Source organism: Vibrio sp. Y20_XG_PY13, from assembly GCF_024181925.1.
Classification (GTDB): Bacteria; Pseudomonadota; Gammaproteobacteria; order Enterobacterales; family Vibrionaceae; genus Vibrio; species Vibrio parahaemolyticus.
This window is the reverse complement of record NZ_JAMZAL010000009.1, coordinates 89,669-111,300: the sequence shown is the minus strand read 5'-3', so window position 1 is coordinate 111,300 and position 21,632 is coordinate 89,669. Positions and strand designations below refer to the sequence as shown.

General features: G+C 44.1%; 19 protein-coding genes. 9 read left to right on the top strand and 10 right to left on the bottom strand.

The window, feature by feature from the left end; translation table 11 throughout:
- Positions 1-77 precede the first annotated feature (77 nt).
- Both exsA and NL646_RS18905 read right to left on the bottom strand, forming a co-directional pair.
- Complete coding sequence (gene exsA / locus NL646_RS18910; RefSeq protein WP_253664549.1) at positions 78-938, bottom strand: type III secretion system transcriptional regulator ExsA; 861 nt, start codon at positions 936-938, stop codon at positions 78-80.
- Between the two features lie 621 nt (positions 939-1,559).
- The gene (locus NL646_RS18905) at positions 1,560-1,976 is read right to left on the bottom strand and encodes a YscW family type III secretion system pilotin (RefSeq protein WP_253664548.1); all 417 of its coding nucleotides are present in this window, start codon (positions 1,974-1,976) and stop codon (positions 1,560-1,562) included.
- Positions 1,977-2,364: 388 nt separating this feature from the next.
- Between NL646_RS18905 and exsC the strand changes: the two genes are divergently transcribed.
- The gene (gene exsC, locus NL646_RS18900) at positions 2,365-2,811 is read left to right on the top strand and encodes a type III secretion system regulatory chaperone ExsC (protein ID WP_020840558.1); all 447 of its coding nucleotides are present in this window, start codon (positions 2,365-2,367) and stop codon (positions 2,809-2,811) included.
- Positions 2,812-2,818: 7 nt separating this feature from the next.
- Complete coding sequence (exsE2, locus tag NL646_RS18895) at positions 2,819-3,130, top strand: T3SS regulon translocated regulator ExsE2 (RefSeq protein ID WP_021448606.1); 312 nt, start codon at positions 2,819-2,821, stop codon at positions 3,128-3,130.
- A gap of 107 nt (positions 3,131-3,237) precedes the next feature.
- Here exsE2 and NL646_RS18890 read toward each other — a convergent pair whose 3' ends face one another.
- On the bottom strand, positions 3,238-4,758 hold the full coding sequence (locus NL646_RS18890) for an aldehyde dehydrogenase family protein (protein WP_053812619.1): 1,521 nt from the start codon (positions 4,756-4,758) through the stop codon (positions 3,238-3,240).
- 235 nt (positions 4,759-4,993) lie between these two features.
- On the opposite strand from NL646_RS18890, the gene NL646_RS18885 reads away from it, so the two are divergent.
- Positions 4,994-6,754: a sigma-54-dependent Fis family transcriptional regulator gene (locus NL646_RS18885; protein ID WP_140338648.1), complete on the top strand. Its 1,761-nt coding sequence runs from the start codon at positions 4,994-4,996 to the stop codon at positions 6,752-6,754.
- Positions 6,755-6,814: 60 nt separating this feature from the next.
- Here the strand turns inward: NL646_RS18885 and NL646_RS18880 are convergent, their stop codons facing one another.
- Complete coding sequence (locus tag NL646_RS18880) at positions 6,815-6,952, bottom strand: hypothetical protein (RefSeq protein WP_005464410.1); 138 nt, start codon at positions 6,950-6,952, stop codon at positions 6,815-6,817.
- Positions 6,953-7,531: 579 nt separating this feature from the next.
- On the opposite strand from NL646_RS18880, the gene NL646_RS18875 reads away from it, so the two are divergent.
- Complete coding sequence (locus NL646_RS18875) at positions 7,532-7,735, top strand: hypothetical protein (protein WP_005464314.1); 204 nt, start codon at positions 7,532-7,534, stop codon at positions 7,733-7,735.
- Positions 7,736-8,231: 496 nt separating this feature from the next.
- On the opposite strand, the gene NL646_RS18870 is transcribed toward NL646_RS18875, so the two are convergent.
- The 6 genes from NL646_RS18870 to NL646_RS18845 form a co-directional block, all read right to left on the bottom strand.
- Positions 8,232-8,774: a hypothetical protein gene (locus NL646_RS18870; RefSeq protein ID WP_031839630.1), complete on the bottom strand. Its 543-nt coding sequence runs from the start codon at positions 8,772-8,774 to the stop codon at positions 8,232-8,234.
- 232 nt (positions 8,775-9,006) lie between these two features.
- On the bottom strand, positions 9,007-10,455 hold the full coding sequence (gnd, locus tag NL646_RS18865) for a decarboxylating NADP(+)-dependent phosphogluconate dehydrogenase (protein WP_005477829.1): 1,449 nt from the start codon (positions 10,453-10,455) through the stop codon (positions 9,007-9,009).
- A 39-nt stretch (positions 10,456-10,494) separates the two neighbouring features.
- Entirely contained in the window at positions 10,495-11,211 is a 717-nt protein-coding gene (gene pgl, locus NL646_RS18860) for a 6-phosphogluconolactonase (RefSeq protein ID WP_253664547.1), read from the bottom strand.
- Positions 11,208-12,710: a glucose-6-phosphate dehydrogenase gene (gene zwf, locus NL646_RS18855; RefSeq protein ID WP_005500460.1), complete on the bottom strand. Its 1,503-nt coding sequence runs from the start codon at positions 12,708-12,710 to the stop codon at positions 11,208-11,210. Before zwf ends, pgl begins: the two co-directional genes overlap by 4 nt.
- A 654-nt stretch (positions 12,711-13,364) precedes the next feature.
- On the bottom strand, positions 13,365-14,051 hold the full coding sequence (locus NL646_RS18850; protein ID WP_017448947.1) for a response regulator: 687 nt from the start codon (positions 14,049-14,051) through the stop codon (positions 13,365-13,367).
- Positions 14,048-15,667 (bottom strand): sensor histidine kinase, encoded by a 1,620-nt coding sequence (locus NL646_RS18845; RefSeq protein ID WP_253664546.1) that lies wholly within the window; start codon positions 15,665-15,667, stop codon positions 14,048-14,050. Before NL646_RS18845 ends, NL646_RS18850 begins: the two co-directional genes overlap by 4 nt.
- Before the next feature lie 495 nt (positions 15,668-16,162).
- On the opposite strand from NL646_RS18845, the gene NL646_RS18840 reads away from it, so the two are divergent.
- The 5 genes from NL646_RS18840 to NL646_RS18820 all read left to right on the top strand — a co-directional run bounded on the left by NL646_RS18840 (position 16,163) and on the right by NL646_RS18820 (position 21,259).
- Positions 16,163-16,390: a hypothetical protein gene (locus NL646_RS18840; RefSeq protein WP_005500455.1), complete on the top strand. Its 228-nt coding sequence runs from the start codon at positions 16,163-16,165 to the stop codon at positions 16,388-16,390.
- 134 nt (positions 16,391-16,524) lie between these two features.
- Positions 16,525-17,940: a TolC family protein gene (locus NL646_RS18835; RefSeq protein WP_005500452.1), complete on the top strand. Its 1,416-nt coding sequence runs from the start codon at positions 16,525-16,527 to the stop codon at positions 17,938-17,940.
- A gap of 3 nt (positions 17,941-17,943) precedes the next feature.
- The gene (locus NL646_RS18830) at positions 17,944-18,924 is read left to right on the top strand and encodes an HlyD family secretion protein (RefSeq protein WP_005500450.1); all 981 of its coding nucleotides are present in this window, start codon (positions 17,944-17,946) and stop codon (positions 18,922-18,924) included.
- Between the two features lie 20 nt (positions 18,925-18,944).
- Complete coding sequence (locus tag NL646_RS18825; protein ID WP_025525144.1) at positions 18,945-20,111, top strand: ABC transporter permease; 1,167 nt, start codon at positions 18,945-18,947, stop codon at positions 20,109-20,111.
- Positions 20,108-21,259, top strand: coding sequence for an ABC transporter permease (locus tag NL646_RS18820; RefSeq protein WP_129830038.1), 1,152 nt, complete (start codon positions 20,108-20,110; stop codon positions 21,257-21,259). Before NL646_RS18825 ends, NL646_RS18820 begins: the two co-directional genes overlap by 4 nt.
- Positions 21,260-21,632 lie beyond the last annotated feature (373 nt).

The window sequence follows — 21,632 nt, the reverse complement described above, 5'->3', positions numbered from 1 at the left end:
TTACGCTGAACATAATAGAATTTTATGTCCGTCGGTGACTTTCAAAATTAGTCAGAAAATTTTAGTCATAAGTCATTTCAATTAGCGATAGCGACTTGCTCATCACCGGAACGGACCTTACTTGGCGTAGTGCCAAAGCGACGTCGATAGCTTTGAGTAAAGTAAGATTGGCTGGAAAATCCCGCTTCCATTGCCACGTCGACAATGCTCATTTTGCTCGTCAGCAAAAGCTTGTGTGCGTGCAATAAGCGACGCTCACTGATCCAAGCTCTTGGAGAGATGCCATAGTGCTCATTAAAAAGCTCTTTAAAGGTTGTGAGACTGGCACCAAATTCTTGAGCATAATCCGTCAGTTTCCACTCTTTCAAATAGTGCTGCTCCATAAAGCGGCGTAAGCGGTCTGAGGTTCGGTTAGTTTGCTGCGATAGCAAGGCATAGAGGACTTCGCCCCCTTGACTGTGCAGCAATAGAATCAGCATTTCTTCGTACTTCAAACGCATGATAGCGTCTGGGTACAACTGCTCCTCCAGCGTTTTCATGCCGGAAAGCACTTGCTCAATGAGAATGTTCAAACCAAAAGAGAACAAACCCGAGTTGAGTTTGTCCACTTTTGGCAACGTCATGAGAAGATCGCTGTGTTTTTGCAGTAATTGGCTTACTAGCTCATTGTCGAATTCAATGATAGATGAGTGATAATTCCCACCCTGTGGTGAGTACTCTAACAAGTAGTCACCTTGAGAGAGAAATACCCCACTCCCGGCAACGACATCTATGGTGCAATCGCCAGTTTGAACTCGTAATTGACCATTGTGAACGACAACAATATGAGATTGGTCTGAGTGAAATACTTCGTCATGTTTTTCGTAGTGAGAAAAACTGCGAATTTTTCGCAAGCTAGAGCCGACCGTTTCTGTGTTTAGTTGGCCTGACACATCCATTTTCTACCCTTCATAATTTTTAATTTCTCTCATGTGTAAAAGAGAAACTGTCAAAGCACTACTTTGTTTGTTGTTATTTCCTAAGCAGTACAATTTCAATTAAAGAAGCAAAGAAAAGAGCATAGAAGTTCATATCACTTACCATACCCCCCGAAATAAATAGCGAATAGCTCAGAAACTGCCATTCCTTCGAGGAATTAAGCAGCCTAAGCTCAAATACAGGCTTCTGAATGAGTAGTTTTTTTATTTTCAGATAGCGCTTTTACTTTCTTATAAGTCTATTTTTATTAAATAACGTTATGCTATTTAAACTCTGACTTTGTTTTTATATTAGAATAAATTAAATTACTAATATGATAATGAAAATTAGGAAAACCACATTTCCAAAACCTTCAAATTGTTTGTTTTTTAATCCAAAACGCCAAGCCAACGTGTTCAAGGCGTAGGATATAATCATAAATCACACACTTGTGGCAATAGTTATTAATATAATTTCCAACTGTCCCGATGACTCATTTTTCGCAATTTTATTTATAAAAACGCTCAACAATTCTTTCACATTGAATTGGCTATTTCTATTCACATTTAATAAATTAGATAGCGCTAATTAAATGTAACCGATTACTTTTTTGTTTCTATTTCTATAGGAAAAAGTCTTAAATCCACTTTCTGGCTTCCCTCTCTGAATATATATTTTTGCTCATTTTGGGCGATAATTTGACCTTGAGAATAGAGTTTCCCTATCACTTTCATTTCTCCTTTCCCGGCTTGAATTGGCGCAATAAGAAAAGAATATTGAACTGGTAACTGAACACCTTGATATTGCTGAGAAGCAACAGTAAGACATTGATTTTCAAAAGCTTGACACATCTCCACCTCTATATAGGTCGAAGCTGGAGGATGGTATCCTTCGACAGAAATCCACCCATATACATTCGCTTGGCTCTGAACGGAAAATGGCTGTGCAGTCCCCACGGATTGAGCGCATCCAGTCAATAACATTAAACCGATAAGACCGGCCCACTTACTGCTTTTCATTTAGGCTCCCATAAATTATTTTTATCGTCTTATTATGATTTATTTTTACACAAATTCTTATGTGTACGTTTAAATTTTCGGCTTATATTTATTCTACAGATGGACAGCAATAACGTTCCACGTACAACACGTAATTAACATAGTATTTAATTTTTAAGATAACACAATTCTAATTCTTCATCGCTTGTCGATATAAACCAAAATCTCACCATAATAGAATTTAATAACCGTTAATCTTTATATGCACCAGCACTCATTTGTAAGATTAGAAGCAAGGTGTCAATTCTGGGTTTCCGACCAAAATATAATAACTAACAACCAAAATTGATAAACACACCCCACGATATCGAATATGTTTCCCGATAAAATTCTCAAAAGGACTGTTTCTATGTCAGCACGCCAAACTATCGATGAGGTTTTACAGAAGTTTGCTCATCAAATAGGCTTGCCTGAACTGCATTTGACGGACAATGAACTAAGCTTAGCTTTTGATGATCACTTAAAGGTTCATTTCATCTTTCATCCAGAAACGAATACGCTGCAACTGGAAGCGGAAATTGTTGGATTACAAATCGTCAATTCTGATCTTTATCGTTCTTTTTTGGCGTTCAATTACCATTGGCCAGAACACCAATTATTTTTCAGTTTAGATAATCATAGGCACGTACTGTGTTTGAATAAACTGATTGGCATCGAGCAATTGGATTATGAATATTTTGAAAATGCGTTGGCGGAATTGTTGACGCAAAGCGAGTCATGGGAGTCGTTGCTATCTGCTCACGTAGTGGCCGAAGATACGCCTGCTATGCCTCAAAGTTTAGATCTGAGAGTTTAGGTGTCTTATGTCTAATGACATCCAATCTGCACGCAACAGCCAACCCATTCACGGATTGGAGCAAGTAGAGCGACGTGAACTTGCGCCACAAGGAACGTTTCAAGGTCGCAAAGTGACCCTACTCTCTTCATCAGAAAACAAACAGGCACGCATGAGCTCAAAGCGAGAACTGAGCGAATGTTTAAACCAGTTCGCGAGCCTTGAATCTTGCAATCAAGTCTTGGATTTTGAAAAGCCAACTGGATTTGAGAAGCAAAGCGCTGCTATCGAAAAGCTTTTTGAGCGAAAGATAGATGTGATTGCTCGAAGCGAAAAGTAAACACAAGTTATCACTCACGCACACTCCCTTCTGTGGTTTAATGAATGCCAATAAAAAACCCCGACAATTCGGGGTTTTTAGTTCGTATTTAACTTAAGATATCAAGCTTAGAAAAAGCCTAACGGGTCAATGCTGTAGCTAATCAGTAAGTTCTTAGTATTTTGGTAGTGATCCAGCATCATCTTGTGCGTTTCACGCCCGATCCCCGATTTCTTGTAGCCACCAAACGCTGCGTGTGCAGGGTAAGCGTGGTAACAGTTGATCCAAATTCGACCAGCTTCGATATTACGGCCCATGCGATATGCCACGTTTGCATCACGCGTCCAAACGCCTGCGCCTAAGCCATACTCCGTATCGTTCGCTATTTCCAACGCTTCCGCTTCATCTTTGAACTTAGTGATAGCAATCACTGGGCCAAAGATTTCTTCTTGGAAGATTCGCATCTTGTTGTGGCCTTCCAGCATTGTTGGCTGAATGTAGTACCCTTGACTGATTGACTCCGGCTGTTCTGATACACCGCCACCAAAAACCACTTTTGCGCCTTCTTCACGGCCGATTTCTAGGTAGCTTAAAATCTTATCAAACTGTTCTTGAGAAGCCTGAGCACCAACTTGAGTATCGGTATCGAGCGGGTTACCTTGCTTGATTAACTGCGCACGTTCCGTCAATTTCTCTACGAAATTATCGTAAATCGCTTCATGAACCAGCACACGAGATGGACAGGTACAAACTTCGCCTTGGTTGAAGAAACCAAGTAACGTACCTTCAATACACTTATCGAGATACTCATCTTCGTAGTCGAAAATATCTGAGAAGTAGATGTTTGGAGATTTACCACCCAACTCAACTGTCGATGGGATCAAGTTGTCTGCCGCACATTTTAGAATGTGATTGCCAACTTGTGTTGAGCCCGTAAACGCGAGTTTTGCAATGCGGTTGCTGGTTGCTAACGCTTGGCCTGCTTCTGAACCAAAGCCGTTTACAACGTTGATGACGCCCGGAGGAAGCAGATCACCGATTTTTTCCATCAAAACTAGAATGGACGTTGGCGTTTGCTCTGCTGGCTTCAATACCACACAACAACCCGCCGCAAGTGCCGGTGCCAGTTTCCAAGCCGCCATCAACATAGGGAAGTTCCAAGGGATGATTTGACCAACTACGCCAATCGGCTCTGGGAAGTGATAGCTTGCCGTGTGCTCATCCAGCTCCGCCGCACTGCCTTCTTGTGCGCGAATACAACCCGCAAAGTAACGGAAATGATCCACCACTAAAGGCAAGTCCGCCGCCAAGGTTTCACGAACTGGTTTGCCGTTTTCCCATGTTTCTGCAACCGCAAGTTCTTCTAAATGCTGTTCAATACGGTCTGCGATTTTCAGCAAAATGTTCGAACGTTCGGTCACACTGGTTTTCGCCCACTTTGCTTTGATGTTGTGTGCTGCATCCAATGCTAAGTTGATATCTGCCTCGCCAGAACGGGCAACTTTACAATACGCTTGCCCGTTGATTGGTGAGATATTGTCAAAGTACTCACCACCCGTTGGTTTTACCCATTCCCCACCGATAAAATTATCGTAATGCGATTTGAAATTAACGATGGCATTTTCACTACCTGGCTGTGCATAGATCATAACTCTTCCTTTTGTTTCTCGTTCATTAACGACAGTGTCGTATCGCACTGTTCACAAAGAGCATTACGCAAGTCACACGCCAACTACGCCACACTTGTTGTTAATTAAATGTAAAACTATGATTACCAAGCGATAACAAACCAAGTGAGCGATGTTTGAGCGGATGTATGGTGTGAACACCAATGTTCAAGTGTTCCAAAATGGCACACCCTCACTGTGACAAAATGGTACAGTCATGGAACTTCAACACATTAGCGATAACAACTGGCTTTCTACGTCATGGATCCGAAGTGAACAGGCGGGTTTAAAACAGCGTCGACGCCCTGAAGATATTCGAGTGACACCAGCGACACTTCAAGATAGGCGTCACCAACTCAACTTCTTATTGGAAACCGTCATCCAGTTTGCTCTCCCGCTGTTTAATCAGCTTTTTGCTCACAGTGACAGCCGCTTAATTCTGACGGATGCCGACGGCGTCATCATCGGCAGTTGGGGGCAACCTAAGTTCCGTGAAAAGTTGACCGAAATAGCGCTGAGTTCGGGGGCGTGTTGGCAAGAAAAGGTCAAAGGCACCAACGCGATTGGGACTGCGATAATTGAAGCAAAACCGGTCTCTGTCATCGGCGATCAACACTTTATCCAACACCATCGTTTTATTAGCTGCTCGGCCAATCCTATTTTCGATCATCTTGGTCATTTGATTGGCGTATTAGATATCACCAGCGAGCAAAAGAAACATGATTTCTCAACGCAAGTGCTGGTACAAAACATGGTTCAGCAAGTTGAAAATCAATTGCTTAACTTGATTCCACAAGGGCATATTCGTGTGGATTTGGCGTGTGAGAAAGGCTTACTGAACAGTGGGTGGCAAGGGATTATCATCGCCAATGAAGATGGACAGATTCTTGCGCACAACCAAGTTGCTTCTCAACTCCTCGCGCAACAAAACGTCATCGGGCAATCGCTCGACGACATTCTTTCTATCCAGAGTGCAGACCATCCTTTCGTGTTCAAAACAAAGCCGCTGACCGACAAAAAAGTGAAGTCTCGTTCCGTTACCGCTTCCAATGATCTGCATTATGGTGATTCCACTGTCGAGCATTGCTGGCAACAAGCCAATCGCGTTATCGATAAAGACATCAGTTTACTGATTCTCGGAGAAACTGGGGTCGGTAAAAATGAGTTTGTAAAAGCGCTACATAAAAACAGCCAGAGAAAAACTGGCCCTTTGGTTTCTGTCAACTGTGGCGCACTACCGAAAGATTTGGTTGAGTCCGAATTGTTTGGCTACGTAGCTGGTGCATTTACTGGCGCAAACAGCAAAGGCTATCAGGGTAAAATTCGTCAGGCTCATAAAGGGATTTTATTTCTGGATGAAATCGCCGACTTACCGTTAGAAGCTCAAAGCCGCTTGCTTCATGTGCTTCAAGATAAGACTGTACTTCCCGTTGGTTCAAACCAAAGTGTTCAAGTCGATACGCAAATCATCGCGGCCACGCATAAGGATCTCGATAGCTTGGTTAGCGATGGGTTGTTCCGTCAAGATTTATACTATCGTCTCAACGGTTTGATCATCGAATTGCCTCGCTTTGAAGAACGAGATGATAAGCAACAACTGATCGAGAATATCCATCGGCGTCATGCTGAATCTGAACAACAACTCTGTCCTCACCTACTTTCTCTGCTGCTTTCTTACTCTTGGCCAGGAAACCTGCGAGAACTCGATAGTTTAATCAAAGTATCCGCGTTAATGGCGCAAGGTGAAGAAACGTTGGATCTCGCTCACGTACCGACTCACCTGAGTAAGAAGCTCAGCCAAGCTCAAGACGTGAAAACCGCGGCAGAGCCAACATTAAAACTGCGTGCAACCGTGGAAGACAAACTGCTTAAAACATATCAAGCAAATCAGGGCAACATCAGCAAAACCTCTCGCATGCTTGGCGTGAGTCGAAATACGATTTATAGAAAGCTGAAAAGCCTCGGCATATTGGGTTAATCCATAACCTCAGATACAAAAAGAGCACCTTTGCGGTGCTCTTTCTATTTGAAACCTAGCTTACAGGCCGCCTTGTTGTTGCGCCTGTTTTACTAATGCCTGACGTTGAGTTTCCTTCTCAGAGATCACTTGGTTGTCCTTGTGTATTTCCTGATCCAATTCTGCCGGAATGAAAACAAAGTACTTGTTAAGAGTCATCTTAGAACCTCAATTTGTTGTGTTAATCACCTTCTTGGTCAACATAAACAACACCAGAAAAACACGTTTTACTGGATCCTTGTTGCTGGTTTCAAAAAATAAAGGATGTTCATTTATTAAACATCCTCCATGTGGGTGCTAATTATAGGCGTAGTTCAAAGGCTTACCTAGCACTCTTTTTCGCCTTTCTTGTAACCTTAGTTTCATTCTCAAAACTGATGCAATCACACATATTCAATAAAGTATTGTTAAACAAAGAAAAGTGATTTTCGATTCTATAAATCAACAGGATGAGAAGCACTTCCCCTGCACCTTATAAAATTAAGGTAGGCGACGTTTTAAATTACAAATTCATGCATAACAGTCACTGGCCTGTGCAGTAAAATTCTTTTGACGTGATAATCAAATAAGCTCATATCGCTGCAACTTCATCCACAAATTTGTCTACCAGTTCAATATTTCACCTTTTTTGAGAAATCTTTAGCCACTTTTTTGGGTGAAAATGCCAAGAAAGGAAGACAATCTAAGTGTGGAATATGACCACACTTGTCTATCCCCACTCCGCTTTGGGAGGCGTTTATGAAAAGTAACAAACTTGGCCATGTGATGTCTTTCAGCAGAATGTTTTCCTTCATTGCGTTTTTGACGGCGACATTCGCATGGATTCTCAGCATGTATGCCTTATTCACTGTTTCTGTAGTGGCTCTTGTGGTCAGCGCAATTCTCTACCTCAAAGACAGGTTCTATCAAAACAAGAAAACGACCACAGAAAAGAGCGCCTAGGCGCTCTAGTGACTAATACACCTAGACGTTAGGTAAGCATTTATTTCATCTTGGCATAACTTAGGATCACTAACCATAACATCAATGCTCAGCTTGCTCGATGCTAAAGAAAATGGTGGGTATTCATAGTAGCCTTGAGCTGTTGCAAGTGAAGTTAGTCATACTTGTTCAATAAGAAAAACAGGCCACACTAAAGCAATCGCTGACAACAACCAAACTTCGAGCAAACGACTTAATGTCGTCGACACTGCTCTGCCTATCTTTGCTTTATATGTAGCTTAAACACAACTGACAAGAGTGTTGATACTAGTGCCAATGACGATAACATAACGCGTATTCACATAGATAATTTGATATTTGCTTAGTTAGTTGATCTTTTAAACTTAGAAAGTCGAAGTGAGTGCTGAGTAGCGTGAAAGCAACACCACATGTAATCAAACTTATCAGAAAAGCGACCATACAAACTGTTTTTATACTTGGCGTATCATCCATTGCCCTACTCTTCCCTATTAGAGCCTAGCGCTCTTTCACGTGTCTTTAATAACTTATCAACCCTTTCTAATTCGTGAAAATAACCATACATAGCAATGCGATTAATCTCTGCATCCGTACAAAGACTCTCATTTATTACCATTGCTTCCATCGTCATTCCGCTGGACGCGATTGTGAAAGGTGGACACGCTAAGTAACCATTACTTTCTGCAATATGCTCCAATCGCCCAAATTCAAAAATTTGAACTGGAATAGCAATGATAAGGGACAAAACAACTGTTATTATTATCACTTTAATCGGCACTTTGATTAACTGTGTCATTCGATCCAATAAAATATAAACCAATAATGTGGGACTAAAGAGTAAGCTTGCGATACTTAAAACATATGACGCATCAATGTAGACCACTTGAAAATCACTACTGAGCTGACGCGGTAAAGATTCGAAAGCGAAATGATGATAAAGGCGATAAATGGAATAAATGATCAGCAATATGAACATAAGCAACACGAAAACTGTGTGAAATGGATGCTTCCGTTGTGTCATTTCTATTACCTTGGCCTTGTAGTTGAGGAGACGCCAGAGAGCAGCTTAGCTTCACTCTTCGAAAAGAAATATTAAACTGATAGCAAAAGCATTCTCTCCCATTTCTGAGAAGTGCGTGACGAATCAACGTTTGATGTAACTTTTAAATCTACCAATATCTCAATATCTTACAGACACAAAAAAGGATGCCACTTGGGCATCCTTTTACATTTAGTCGGTCTACTTAAAACAATTACACGTCGTAAGTTGTAGACGCTGTGTTACCGCCTGTACCTGTCCAGTTAGTGTGGAAGAATTCACCACGCTCACGGTCGATACGCTCGTAAGTGTGAGCACCGAAGTAGTCACGTTGAGCTTGCAGTAGGTTCGCAGGTAGACGAGCTGTTGTGTAACCGTCTAGGAACGTTAGTGCAGAAGTCGTACATGGCATTGGGATGCCTGCTTCCAGAGACTTAGCTGCAACTTTACGCCATGCTACTAGGCTGCTTTGTAGGATACCTTTGAAGTAATCATCAGAGCCTAGGAATGCTAGTTCTGGGTTTGCTTCGTATGCATCACGGATGTTGCCTAGGAACGCAGAACGGATGATACAACCACCACGCCACATAAGAGCAACGTTACCGTAGTTTAGATCCCAGCCATTCTCGTTTGATGCTTCACGCATTAGCATAAAGCCTTGAGCGTAAGAGATGATCTTAGACGCTAGTAGCGCTTGACGTAGTGCGTCAACCCACTCTTGCTTGTCACCTTCTACTGGCGTGATGGTCTTACCGAACAGTTTCTCAGCTTCAACACGTTGATCTTTTAGTGCAGATAGACAACGAGAGAATACTGACTCAGAGATAAGCGTTAGTGGAATACCTAGGTCTAGTGCGTTGATGCCCGTCCATTTACCTGTACCTTTTTGGCCAGCAGTGTCTAGGATTTTTTCAACTAGAGGTTCACCATCTTCGTCTTTGTAGCCAAGGATGTCAGCGGTGATTTCAACTAGGTAGCTATTTAGCTCAGTGTTGTTCCACTCAGCGAATACCGCTTGCATTTCGTCTGCAGACATACCAAGGCCGTCTTTCATGAACTGGTAAGCTTCAGTGATCAGCTGCATGTCGCCATATTCGATGCCGTTGTGAACCATCTTAACGAAGTGACCTGCACCATCGTTACCAACCCAGTCACAGCAAGGCTCACCTGCGTCAGTTTTTGCAGAAATGCCCTGGAAGATAGGCTTAACTGCCTCCCAAGCTTCTGGAGCGCCGCCAGGCATGATAGATGGGCCAAAACGTGCACCTTCTTCACCACCAGATACGCCAGTACCAATGAAGTGGATGCCTTTTTCGCGTAGTGCTGCAACGCGACGGTTTGTATCTGGGTAGTTCGTGTTACCACCGTCGATGATGATGTCGCCTTTGTCTAGTAGAGGGACTAGAGCGTCGATGAATTTATCGACAACGTCACCTGCGCGAACCATTAGCATCACTTTACGTGGCGTTTCTAGCTTCTCTACTAGTTCTTCTAGAGAGTATGCACCGATGATGTTCGTGCCTTTCGCTGGTCCTTCCAGAAACTCGTCTACTTTGGCAGCAGTACGGTTGTGAGCTACCACTTTAAAACCGTGGTCGTTCATGTTTAGGATAAGGTTTTGACCCATTACTGCTAGGCCAATTACACCGATATCACCTTTCATTGTTTCTCTCCAATTGTCTTTCATTGACGAGCAAGCGCATTAAGCGATTTTTGCTGCTGCGTCCAAATCTAAATACCATTCCGTCAGACCCGCTTTTGCATGGATCTTCGCCGCCGGATATGGCAGTACGTTAGCTGGTGAACTGTTGATTTCTTCAACAATGTCCGCTTTACCCGCGCCAAGTACTAAATAACTAATGCGTTTCGCAGCTTCTAATACACGTGCGCTTTTCGACACACGAAGTTGGCCCGACTCAGGATGCGCTGCTACAAGAGATAGGTTCGCATCATCATAATTCGTTTGGCCAGGGAACAAAGAAGCTGTGTGACCATCTGCACCAACGCCTAATAAGATCCAGTCAAACACAGGTGTACCGTTTTCAGTCGGGATCACCTCTGCCATCTCTTTTGCAAAGCGCTCTGCTTCAGCTTTAGGCTCATCTTCGCCGCGGATACGGTGAATGTTTTCCGCAGGGATATTTACTTGGCTAAACAGCAATGTGTTTGCTTCACCGTAGTTGCTTTCTGCATCATCAGGTGCCACGCAGCGTTCATCACCCCACCAGAAGTGAAGGTTTTGCCACTGAATCGAAGTTGCGTAAGCCTCAGAAGCCAACAGTTTAAACAGCATTTTAGGAGTGCTGCCGCCAGAAAGAGAGATGTGAACAGGTCGGCCCATTTCGCTGAACGCTTTCATGTCGTTAGCTAGGCTTTCTACTACCTGCTCCGCAGTTTGATAGATCTTATGGTTGATCATAGTTCACAGTAGTCCGTATCTGTTAGGTTTTTACATGGGAAACGCCAAGCGCGGTTATCACGCTGAAGCAAGTCATCAGACTCTTTAGGACCCCATGTACCACATGCGTATCCGAAGAGTGATTGAGGATCTTGTTTGAAGTCTAAAATTGGCTGAACGTACTGCCAACATGCTTCAACTGCATCGCTACGTGCAAATAGCGTCGCATCGCCATTTAGAGCATCAAGTAGAAGACGCTCGTATGCAGTTAGCATTTGAGTCTCTTGCAGGTCTGCGTAGTGGAAGTTCATTTTCACTTCCTTCGCTTTAAAGCCTGCGCCTGGTTCTTTCAAACCAAAGCTCATTTGAATACCTTCGTCTGGCTGAATGCGAATGATCAGTTTGTTTTCTGGCGCATTTTGGCCAAACACTGGGTGCGGTGTTTGTTTAAAGTGAATAACCACTTCAGTAACGCGAGTCGGAAGACGCTTGCCAGTGCGTACATAGAAAGGTACACCATTCCAACGCCAGTTGTTGATGTAAGCTTTTAGCCCAATGTACGTCTCAGTACGAGAATCGTCCGCTACGCCGTTTTCTTCACGGTAACCCGGAAGGTGTTGGCCACGCACGTCTGATGCAGTGTACTGACCAAGTACAAGATCGTTACGTAGTGCTGTTTCATCCAGTGGTTTTAGGCATTGAAGCACTTTCACCACTTCATCACGCATTGAATCTGCGTTGATTTGTGCTGGTGGTTCCATACCGACCATTGCCAATACTTGTAGCAAGTGGTTTTGGAACATGTCGCGTACAGCGCCAGAGTTGTCGTAGTAACCACCACGCTCTTCTACGCCTAGGAATTCAGCGCCTGTGATTTCCACGTAATCAATGAAGTTACGATTCCAAAGCGGTTCAAACATCGCGTTAGAGAAACGGAAAACAAGTAGGTTTTGAACCGTCTCTTTACCTAGATAATGGTCGATACGGTAGATTTGATGTTCTTGGAAGTGCTCGTGAATCTCTTTATCCAACGTGCGTGCTGACTCAAGGTCGTAACCGAACGGTTTCTCGATGATCAGACGTTTCCAGCCATCTTCCTCATTGTTCAAACCATGTGCTGCAAGGCTTGCAGGGATCACACTGTATAGGCTTGGAGGTGTAGCTAGGTAGAAAAGCGTATTACGTTGTTCGAATTGATATTCGTCGGCAAGTTGGTCTAAACGTGTTGCCAGCTTGCTGTAATCTTGCGTGTCAGAAGTGTTAATTGCTTGGTAATGCAGATGGTTGATAAATGCATCAAGCGTTTCTGGCTCGGTTTTTTCCATTTCTTGAAGCGATTTTTTCAGCTTCTCGCGGTAGGACTCGTCACTGTATTCAGTACGACTTACGCCAAGAATGGCAAAACTCTCTGGAAGCTGCTTGTTCGCATAAAGGTGGTATAAAGCAGGAATGAGCTTACGGTATGTAAGGTCACCTGAAGCACCAAAAATAACGATGCTGCTGTTTTCTGGTATTACCATCATCTTTCCCTTAAAAACGAGGTACTTATTGTGTGCCCGGATACGGCTAAAGGATGAGCCAACCCTATCAATGACACTCAAAAATAGAAAATTGGTCTTACCTATTACGTTGATAGGTAAAGTCTATAGGCCCAAAGAACCTCAAGAAGTTGCGCTCCTAATCATCAGAAACACGACGTTTTGAGGCCATTTAGGTCACTTATGTCTCAAGAGCACAACCTTGCGCTCAGTGGAGGAAAGTCCGACACGGGGCAGTATTGTCTACGACTATTTGATTTACATCAACACTTGGCTGTGCAAACGTTTAAATAACTTACTTAAAACGTCATAAATGTTTGTATTTTATGGATAAAAAAAGTAACACTTAAGTTAGTTAAAATTTAAGCAAAAACTCTAATTCGGACAAAAATCACCCACACTTGCAATCCATTACATAATAAGTGTGAAATAAGCCAAATCTATTTCCTCTGTGCAAATGTGTTAATCCGATTTGTTTTCATGGGACGAATCACTACTACGCCCTCATCTGTCAAAAACAACTTCATCAACCTTTTCTTTTAAAGATTATTTTTAGCTGATACAAAAAAGCGGTGACTAAAAATCACCGCTTTAACTGTATTATACGCTCAAAATACGATCTGGGCTCACGCTTTGTTACCGTATCACTTTTTTATAACAACGTTCCGGACGACCTACCGTGCCGTAGTTTAGATCCGCTTCTAGTTCACCCGAGCTGATCAAATATTCCAAATAACGTCTTGCCGTGGTTCGGCTAGCGCCAATCTTTTCTCCCGCTTCATCAGCCGTTAGCGCGGCTTCCCCAACAAACAAGTCGCGAATTTTATCGAGCGTTACGCTATCTATCCCTTTAGGCAAGCGTTTAGGGCAACTGTCCGTCCCTGTATTTGATTGCAACATGCGGTCAACCAAACCTTGATCGAGGCTTTTCGCGACATCCAGCTGTTGGCGCTGAGTGATGTATTTTTTAAGTGCCGCTTCCAAGCGTGGGAACATGACGGGTTTTAACAGATAATCCACCACACCTCCGCGCATCGCTTGCTGTAGTGTGTCAACATCCCGAGCCGCGGTAATCAAAATCACATCACAAGTTTGATTGTTTGAGCGCAGCGTATTTAGTATCTCCAACCCTGTACCATCCGGCAGATAAACATCCATCAAAAGCAGATCTGGCTTGAGCACTTCGAGCTGCATTTCCGCTTCTAATCGCGTCGTTGCAATGCCAACCACATCCAACCCTGCCAATTGGCTCAGGTATTTGTGGTGTAATTCAGCAATGGCAATGTCATCTTCAATGATCATCACTCGCGTTGCCATGTTCATACTTGTTCTTCCTTTGGCAAATACACGGTTATTCGCGTTCCATGTCCTGTGTTTGGTAGCATTTCAACATGCCCGTGATAGCGGGTCGCTAATTGGTTCACTAGGTGCAAACCTACCCCTCTATTTTGTCGAGATTTTGTCGAAATGCCTTTTTTGAAAAGGGTTTGAGGTTCAATGTTCTCTGGCAACCCACATCCGTGATCGCTGACTTCTAAAATCACTTCGTTGCCGTAATCGCTAACCGAGACTTCGATGTTTCGACGCTCTGATGCAACGTTGGATTCATTGCGAATAACGCTCAAAGTCGCATCAAACGCATTGTCGATCAAGTTACCTAAAATGGTGACCAGATCTTCCGAATTTAACCATTCAGAAAGCGGCTCCAAGCGACTGCCCTCCTCGACCACCAGCTGCAAACCCAGTTCTCGTGCTCGCTCTGTTTTTCCCAACAACATACCCGCAATAAGCGGATCTTTTATGGTATCTCGCAAAAACTCAATCATGGCTTGATAATGGGCGGTTTCTTGCCCGATGAGCTTTTGCACAGCCTCAAGCTCACCCATTTGTACTAAGCCACTGATCGTATTGAGCTTGTTTCTATGCTCGTGAGTTTGAGAACGCAACAAGTCTGCATATTCTTTGGTTTGCGAGAGCTGCTCCGTAAGCTCATTGATCTCGTCGCGCAAACGAAAACTTGATACTGCCCCGACAATCTTTCCTTCCACAAAGATGGGTGAGCGGTTCGCAATTAACCGCTTATGATTAAGGAAAATTTCAATGTCGTGATCTTCTTGACCCGTTTCAAGAACGGTATATAAGTCGCTGTCGCGTAATGTATCCGTAAGCGGTTTGTTGAGCGCCTTATCTCTGTCAATGCCGAGAATCTGGCAAGCACTGCGGTTGATGGAACGAAGCACACCTTGTGCGTCAATGCTGAGTACACCTTCTTTGATAGTGCTCATGGTGACTTCCAGTTCACCATACAGACGGCCGATCTCTTCTGGTTCGAAGCCTAAAATCGCGCGCTGGAATTTTCGAGACGCGTAATTGGACACCACGGCATTTGCCACCACTACGACGACAACCATCAAAATTAAAAAAGCGAGGAATGGCTCAATGCGATCTTGGAGCCTGTCGAGCAAATACCCCACCGACACCACACCAATGATGTTACCTTGTGCGTCGAATATCGCCGCTTTACCGCGGACGGAATAGCCCAAAGAACCACGCGCTGTAGACACATAGGATTGACCTTCGACCAGAGCTCGTTGGTTGTCGCCCCCTTTCATTGGCTTACCAATTCGCTCATCTACCGGATGAATTAAGCGCACGCCTTGGTTATCCCCAATCACAATAAAGGCTGCACCAATCGCTTTGGTGAGCGCACGAAAGGACTCTTGATAAGGTTCTGGCTGCTGAGCTTCCACCATCTCAATGACGATTTCAGACTCTGCAAGGAAACGGGCAACACCGAGTGCCTTTTCACCCATTTCGTGTTCTTGATTGACTTTGAGGTAGGTAAAACCTGCGGCGACGAGCAGAAGTAACTCGACCAAGCCCGAGAGCGTCATAATGACCAGCATGCGCTTTCTAAAGCTGATGGTTCTCCAACTCATGGTACATCCTTACCGTTAACCCACTTCCACGTCACTGTGGTGTTGTTCTAAGTTAACATCGAGTTAACAGCAAGGCTTAGATCAGATGATAAATCTGTGAACACGGCAAACAAAGCGTGACTTTTATGGTGAATTAATAGGCGGCATGAAACATAAAATTACATCCATTCATCAGGCACAATATTCCTTGCTGATATTCAATGGTATACATAAATTGCCCTTTAAAGCATGATTGCGATCACACCAAATTTAGCGGTTTTTGAGGCACATTGAGACTTTCCATCGTATAATTTTTAGTCAAGAAGCCACAAAGAGCATCTTATAAGAAAGCAGTGAAGCTGGAAGTCTATTATTAGCTCAACATTTAAGTCAGGCAATTTGGAAATAACTTAATAAAAATACAAATACTGACTATATGACAAACACTTAGACACCATCTGCAAACTGGAAAACTATAAACAGAGGTGAATTTATAGTTTAGAAGGAACACCAAACATGGAACGCGATACATTTGGAATTTGCCTGAATAAGGCTATGCTGTCAGAGAATATGTATTCAACTTTTACACACGTCAGGGCTTATGAAAAAAACGGAGGTAATGCTTCGGATCTCAAGGTGTTACTCTCGTTTCCTCAAATGAGCGGTAAAGATTTGTTGAACACGATGCGTGGTTCTCGCCAACTAGAATGGCGAGCGGAATTCCACTGCCCTCGTATGAAATAAACTCTTAACAACCTCGCGCTCAGTGATTGGCGATGCTGAGCGCTGATTTACCCTTAATTCTTCCTTTCAACCACTTAACAGCGTGAGTTGATTACTTTATATTAGAGCCAATACTCTACAACAAAGTAGCCATTATGAAACAAACTGGAAAGTTTTGGGTATTGGGCCTTATTAGTAGCTCCATTTCTCTTGCCTGCCATTCAGCACCAATCACGTTTGACACTGCGTGGCAGTTGTTACTAGAAAACAACTATTCTCTTAAAGCTCAACGTGCAAATGTTGAGAACTATCAATATCAAGAAAGCGCAACCAGCAACCTTAATCTACCTCAAGTAAGCATTGGTGCTAACTACACACGCTTGGACACCGACGTTACTCTTTCAGGAAAACAGATCCTAGATAGCACTGGAACACACATTAATGTGCCACCTGCTTTTCAACCCATTTTTGGTGCCTTAGCGAACACCACCTCAACCATTACTGAGCGCGATATTTTCTCTTCTTCTATCCGTGCGATTTGGCCTATCTTTACTGGTGGCCGAATCTCAGCTGCGCAATCTGCCGCGGCGGGTAAAACCGATGAAGCGAAAAGTCAGTTAGCCATGGAGCAACAGGCTCGCTTTGAAGACCTTTCTAAATACTACTTCTCAGTTGTACTTGCCAAAGAAGTGCTCGCTACGCGCCAAGCTGTAGAACAAGGTTTGAAAAAGCACCGAGATTTTGCCATCAAGCTGGAAGAGCAAGGACAGATCGCTCGCGTTGAACGCCTACAAGCTGAAGCCTCATTAGACAAAGCCAAAGTAGAAACACGCAAAGCAGCCAGTGACTTGAGTATTGCGCAAGCTGCTCTTGGAAAACTTCTCGCGCAAGAGGATTCTGTGGAACCAGCAGAAACCTTGTTCATTAACGATAACCTGCCACCACTGAGTGCATTTATCGATCAGACCTTGCTCACCTACCCTGGGCTCGACATTTTGGATGCCAAGCACAAACAGGCATCGAGCTTAATTAAGGCAGAGAAAGGCAAATACTACCCAGAAGTTTACTTATATGGCGATTACAGCCTGTATGAAGACGATTCGTTGGCCAGCCAAATGAAACCGGATTGGCTCGTAGGGGTTGGCGTTAACATTCCATTGATTGAATCCACAGGTCGAAGCGAAAAAGTTAAAGCCGCACAAAGCGTTGTATCTCAAGTTGATGCTCTTAAATCTCAAGCCAAACAAGACTTATCTTTACTTGTGCAGAAAACGTATCTAGAAGCGCAGCAAGCGATTGATGAAGTGCAAGGCTTAGAATCCAGCATCGCACTAGCCAATGAAAACCTGCTTCTGCGAGAGAAGGCATTCACTCAAGGTCTTTCTTCTTCTCTCGATGTGGTTGACGCTCAGCTTTATGTCGCCAGTATCGAAACTCAACGTTCGGCAGCGCGCTTCCGCTATCTGATTTCACTAACCAAACTATTAGCATTAAGCAGTGAAATGAACAGCTTCGAACAATATCAAAATACCGCTTACGCCCCAGCGAAAATATCCAAAGAGGTTAAATAAGTCATGGCAGCAAAATCTTTAAAACCCGTTCTACTTTCACTTTGCGCCTTGGGTGTGGCTTCTTGGGTTGGCTATCAGTTTTACCAAGCTTATCAACCAGAACCAGTTCGCTTGCAAGGTTTGATTGAAGCTCAGCAATACAGCATTTCATCAAAAGTCCCAGGTCGCATCGACGAAGTGATGGTTCGCAAAGGCGATGATGTTGAAAAAGGCCAGTTAATTTTTACGCTTCACAGCCCAGAAATCGAAGCGAAACTGGAACAAGCAAAAGCTGGTGAAAAAGCGGCAGATGCACTAGCGCAAGAAGCAGAGAAAGGTGCACGTGAGCAACAAATTCAAGCCGCGAAAGACCAATGGCTAAAAGCGAAAGCCGCAGCGGATTTGATGGAAAAAACCTATAACCGCGTGAACAACCTGTATAAAGATGGCGTGGTTGCCGAGCAAAAACGTGATGAAGCGCTAACCCAATGGCAGGCTTCTAAATACACCGAAAGCGCCGCTTTCCAGATGTATGAGATGGCGAAAGAAGGGGCTCGTAGCGAAACCAAAGTGGCCGCGGCTGAGAAAGCTCGTATGGCGTCTGGTGCAGTTGCTGAAGTGGAAGCTTATGCGAAAGATACTCAAATCTACAGTTGGTTTGACGGTGAAGTATCTCAAGTACTTTTACAAAGCGGCGAGCTCGCACCGCAGGGCTTCCCAGTCGTGACCGTCATCGACACTGAAGATGCGTGGGCAACACTGAACGTGCGCGAGGATCTGCTTAAACACTTCACTAAAGACACCACATTTAACGCATACCTGCCAGCGTTGGATAAAAGTGTCGAGTTTAAAGTCACGCACGTTGCAGTAATGGGCGATTTCGCAACTTGGCGAGCGACCGATGCAGCACAAGGTTTCGATCTGCGTACCTTTGAAGTAGAAGCTCGCCCTACTCAACCAGAACCAGAACTGCGCATGGGTATGAGCGTTGTGGTTGAGCTGTAATCGCTCAAGGTAAAAAGTGTATGACGATTAAGATTTCACAACGGCATGTGTTACGGCGCGATAAGTGGCTACTGTCGTGCTTAACTTGGGTGCCTATTTTGCTTTCGCTTACCATTTGGGGCGTGTTTTCCGCGGGGATTGCGAGAGACCTGCCGATTGGCGTGGTCGATTTACAACATTCGCAGCTCTCTCGTAAGCTGATCCAAACGTTGGATGCCTCTTCAACACTGTCTGTGGATTATTACTACACCAGCGCGAATGAAGCCAAGAATGCCATGATTGAAGGCGATATTTACGCTTTTGCCGTCATTCCATCTAAGTTTGACCAAGACATTTTGCTGCATCGCCAACCACAGCTTTCAGTGTTTTTTAACAGCCAATATATTTTGGTGGCAAAGTTAATTAATTCAGCCGTGGCACAAGCTCAAGGGTACTTTGATGCTCAGGTGCAAGTGATGGGCAATCTCGCCAAAGGCAATACAACGACGTTGTCCGCGCTCGGCCAAGCTGTGCCAGTGTCGACCCAAATCACCGCGCTGTTTAATCGCAACACTAACTACGCGCAGTTTTTGGTCACCGCTATCGTGCCTGCGATTTGGCAAATTTGTATCGTTGTGAGTACGATTTTGATCCTTGCGGCACACTTTCGCATTTATGGGGGCAAAAATGGCTTTGAGTTTTTGGGTAATAAACCATACACAAAACTCAGCGCAATTTTGAGCCAATACATCCCAGTGTTTATGTTGCAAGGTGCCTTGTTCCTCTACTGGTTTTATGTGTTATTGGACTGGCCGATGGAAGGCAGTCTCGTAGTCATGTTACTGGCTCAATTTGTCACCATTGTTGCCTGTATCATTATGGGCGCACTGTTTTTCTTTTTATCGATGGACCCTGCCCGCGCAATGAGTTTTGCTGGTGCGTTTACTGCGCCAAGTTTTGCTTTTATGGGGATTACGTTTCCAGTTTCCGACATGAACACGCTCGCTCATGCTTGGCGCTCACTATTACCTATCACCCATTACATCGAAGTTCAGGTTGGTCAGGCAAGCTACGGAGCTTCAGCCACTCAATCGTTTAGTGCTTTGTGGCCAATGATCTGGTATGTGGTGCCACTCTTACTGACAGCCGCATTCATTCATAAATACCGAGCGGCAGCACTGTCGACTCAGCAAAGGGAGGCAGCATGACACTCTGGCAACTGATTAAAGCAGAGATTCGCTCTGTGCTGACCAACCCCGTCGTCACATTAACTGTTTTTGGTGGCGTGGTTTTTTATTCGTTTTTGTATCCGCTGCCATACGCTCAACAAACCCCTAGAGAGCAGCCAATTGCGGTCGTAAACCTAGACGGAAGCCAAACCAGCCTAAAGCTAGAGCGTATGGTCGATGCGACACCTCAAGTCAAAATCGTCTCGCGTTTACATACAATTGAGGATGCAAAACAAGCGTTTTTGAATCGCGAAATTACGGGTTTCTTAGTGATCCCTGAGCACTTCTACAAAGACGTAATGTTAGGTAAAAGCCCGACTCTTGCATACGCCGCAGACGCCTCTTACTTCTTGGTTTACGGCACGGTCGTTGAAGGTTTAGCTCAAGCAGGCGGTACATTAGGCGCACAAGTTAAAGTCAGCAAAATGGTGATTGAAGGCGTACCCCTTAGTTTGGCGAGCCACAATTACTCTGCTATCAAGCTGAACATGAAACCGACCTTCAACCCAACGATGGGCTATATCGAATACGTGGTTCCTGCTGTCTTTGTGCTGATTTTGCAGCAGACACTTATTATGGCAGTTGGCTTGCAAACCGGTTCACAGCGTCATGGCCGAGGCTACTGGTCTCAGGTATCAACCGGGTCATTGTTATTGGTAAGAACGTTGGTGTTTATTGCCATTTATTACTTACTGAGCGCGTATTACTTTGGTTTTAGCTTCGAACGTCTGAGTGTGAATCACATTGCCAAAGGAGGTGAGCTCTTAACCATGCTCTTCCCGTTCTTGCTGGGTTGTTGTGGGTTGGGCTTTTGGCTTGGCTATCTACTACCAAGAAGAGAACTGGTCACCTTAGTGGTTCTAGTCAGTTCAATGCCTCTCATCTTTTTAGCGGGCTTCATTTGGCCAGTTGAGTCGATACCTGCTCCACTACTTTGGATAGCCGATTTGAGCCCGAGTACTTGGGCAATAAAAGGCTTCTTGGCGCTCAACCAAATGGGCGCGACATGGCAACAGGTTGCCAAACATTGGACAGCATTGTGGTTGCTTGTTGCGCTATGGGGTGGCGTGGCGTATTGGATAGCAAAACGTAACAACAAACCCGTTGTTACCGAAAGCCTAAGTTAGTTTTTCTCTGCAGCTCAAAGAGATAAGTTGACAGAAATCACAATTCCATGACCAGATGAACAACAAAGGGGGCGAACTATCGCCCCCTTTGTTGTATTTGAACGCCTCACAACCTCAGATTGAAATTGACTTTAATCAAGGATTCGTCCGATAAATAACTTTAAACATTTGTGACAAATTTGTAACCAATACTCACAATAGCCTGCTCCAGCTTGACGTACAAAAATCCATCACTTTTAACATCGTTTTTTGCCATAAAAACCATCGAATTTTTGCATTTTATCGAATAACACCTTTCCTATACCGTAATTTCCGATCGCACCAACGGCTGTTTTATCAGCGGTTTCATAAGAAGTGCGCCGCTCTAGTGAGA

Excerpts from the sequence above, each read along its gene's own strand:
- exsA (WP_253664549.1), bottom strand. The coding sequence starts at position 938 with ATGGATGTGTCAGGCCAACTAAACACAGAAACGGTCGGCTCTAGCTTG.
- NL646_RS18905 (WP_253664548.1), bottom strand. The coding sequence starts at position 1,976 with ATGAAAAGCAGTAAGTGGGCCGGTCTTATCGGTTTAATGTTATTGACT.
- exsC (WP_020840558.1), top strand. The coding sequence starts at position 2,365 with ATGTCAGCACGCCAAACTATCGATGAGGTTTTACAGAAGTTTGCTCAT.
- exsE2 (WP_021448606.1), top strand. The coding sequence starts at position 2,819 with ATGTCTAATGACATCCAATCTGCACGCAACAGCCAACCCATTCACGGA.
- NL646_RS18890 (WP_053812619.1), bottom strand. The coding sequence starts at position 4,758 with ATGATCTATGCACAGCCAGGTAGTGAAAATGCCATCGTTAATTTCAAA.
- NL646_RS18885 (WP_140338648.1), top strand. The coding sequence starts at position 4,994 with ATGGAACTTCAACACATTAGCGATAACAACTGGCTTTCTACGTCATGG.
- NL646_RS18880 (WP_005464410.1), bottom strand. The coding sequence starts at position 6,952 with ATGACTCTTAACAAGTACTTTGTTTTCATTCCGGCAGAATTGGATCAG.
- NL646_RS18875 (WP_005464314.1), top strand. The coding sequence starts at position 7,532 with ATGAAAAGTAACAAACTTGGCCATGTGATGTCTTTCAGCAGAATGTTT.
- NL646_RS18870 (WP_031839630.1), bottom strand. The coding sequence starts at position 8,774 with ATGACACAACGGAAGCATCCATTTCACACAGTTTTCGTGTTGCTTATG.
- gnd (WP_005477829.1), bottom strand. The coding sequence starts at position 10,455 with ATGAAAGGTGATATCGGTGTAATTGGCCTAGCAGTAATGGGTCAAAAC.
- pgl (WP_253664547.1), bottom strand. The coding sequence starts at position 11,211 with ATGATCAACCATAAGATCTATCAAACTGCGGAGCAGGTAGTAGAAAGC.
- zwf (WP_005500460.1), bottom strand. The coding sequence starts at position 12,710 with ATGGTAATACCAGAAAACAGCAGCATCGTTATTTTTGGTGCTTCAGGT.
- NL646_RS18850 (WP_017448947.1), bottom strand. The coding sequence starts at position 14,051 with ATGAACATGGCAACGCGAGTGATGATCATTGAAGATGACATTGCCATT.
- NL646_RS18845 (WP_253664546.1), bottom strand. The coding sequence starts at position 15,667 with ATGAGTTGGAGAACCATCAGCTTTAGAAAGCGCATGCTGGTCATTATG.
- NL646_RS18840 (WP_005500455.1), top strand. The coding sequence starts at position 16,163 with ATGGAACGCGATACATTTGGAATTTGCCTGAATAAGGCTATGCTGTCA.
- NL646_RS18835 (WP_005500452.1), top strand. The coding sequence starts at position 16,525 with ATGAAACAAACTGGAAAGTTTTGGGTATTGGGCCTTATTAGTAGCTCC.
- NL646_RS18830 (WP_005500450.1), top strand. The coding sequence starts at position 17,944 with ATGGCAGCAAAATCTTTAAAACCCGTTCTACTTTCACTTTGCGCCTTG.
- NL646_RS18825 (WP_025525144.1), top strand. The coding sequence starts at position 18,945 with ATGACGATTAAGATTTCACAACGGCATGTGTTACGGCGCGATAAGTGG.
- NL646_RS18820 (WP_129830038.1), top strand. The coding sequence starts at position 20,108 with ATGACACTCTGGCAACTGATTAAAGCAGAGATTCGCTCTGTGCTGACC.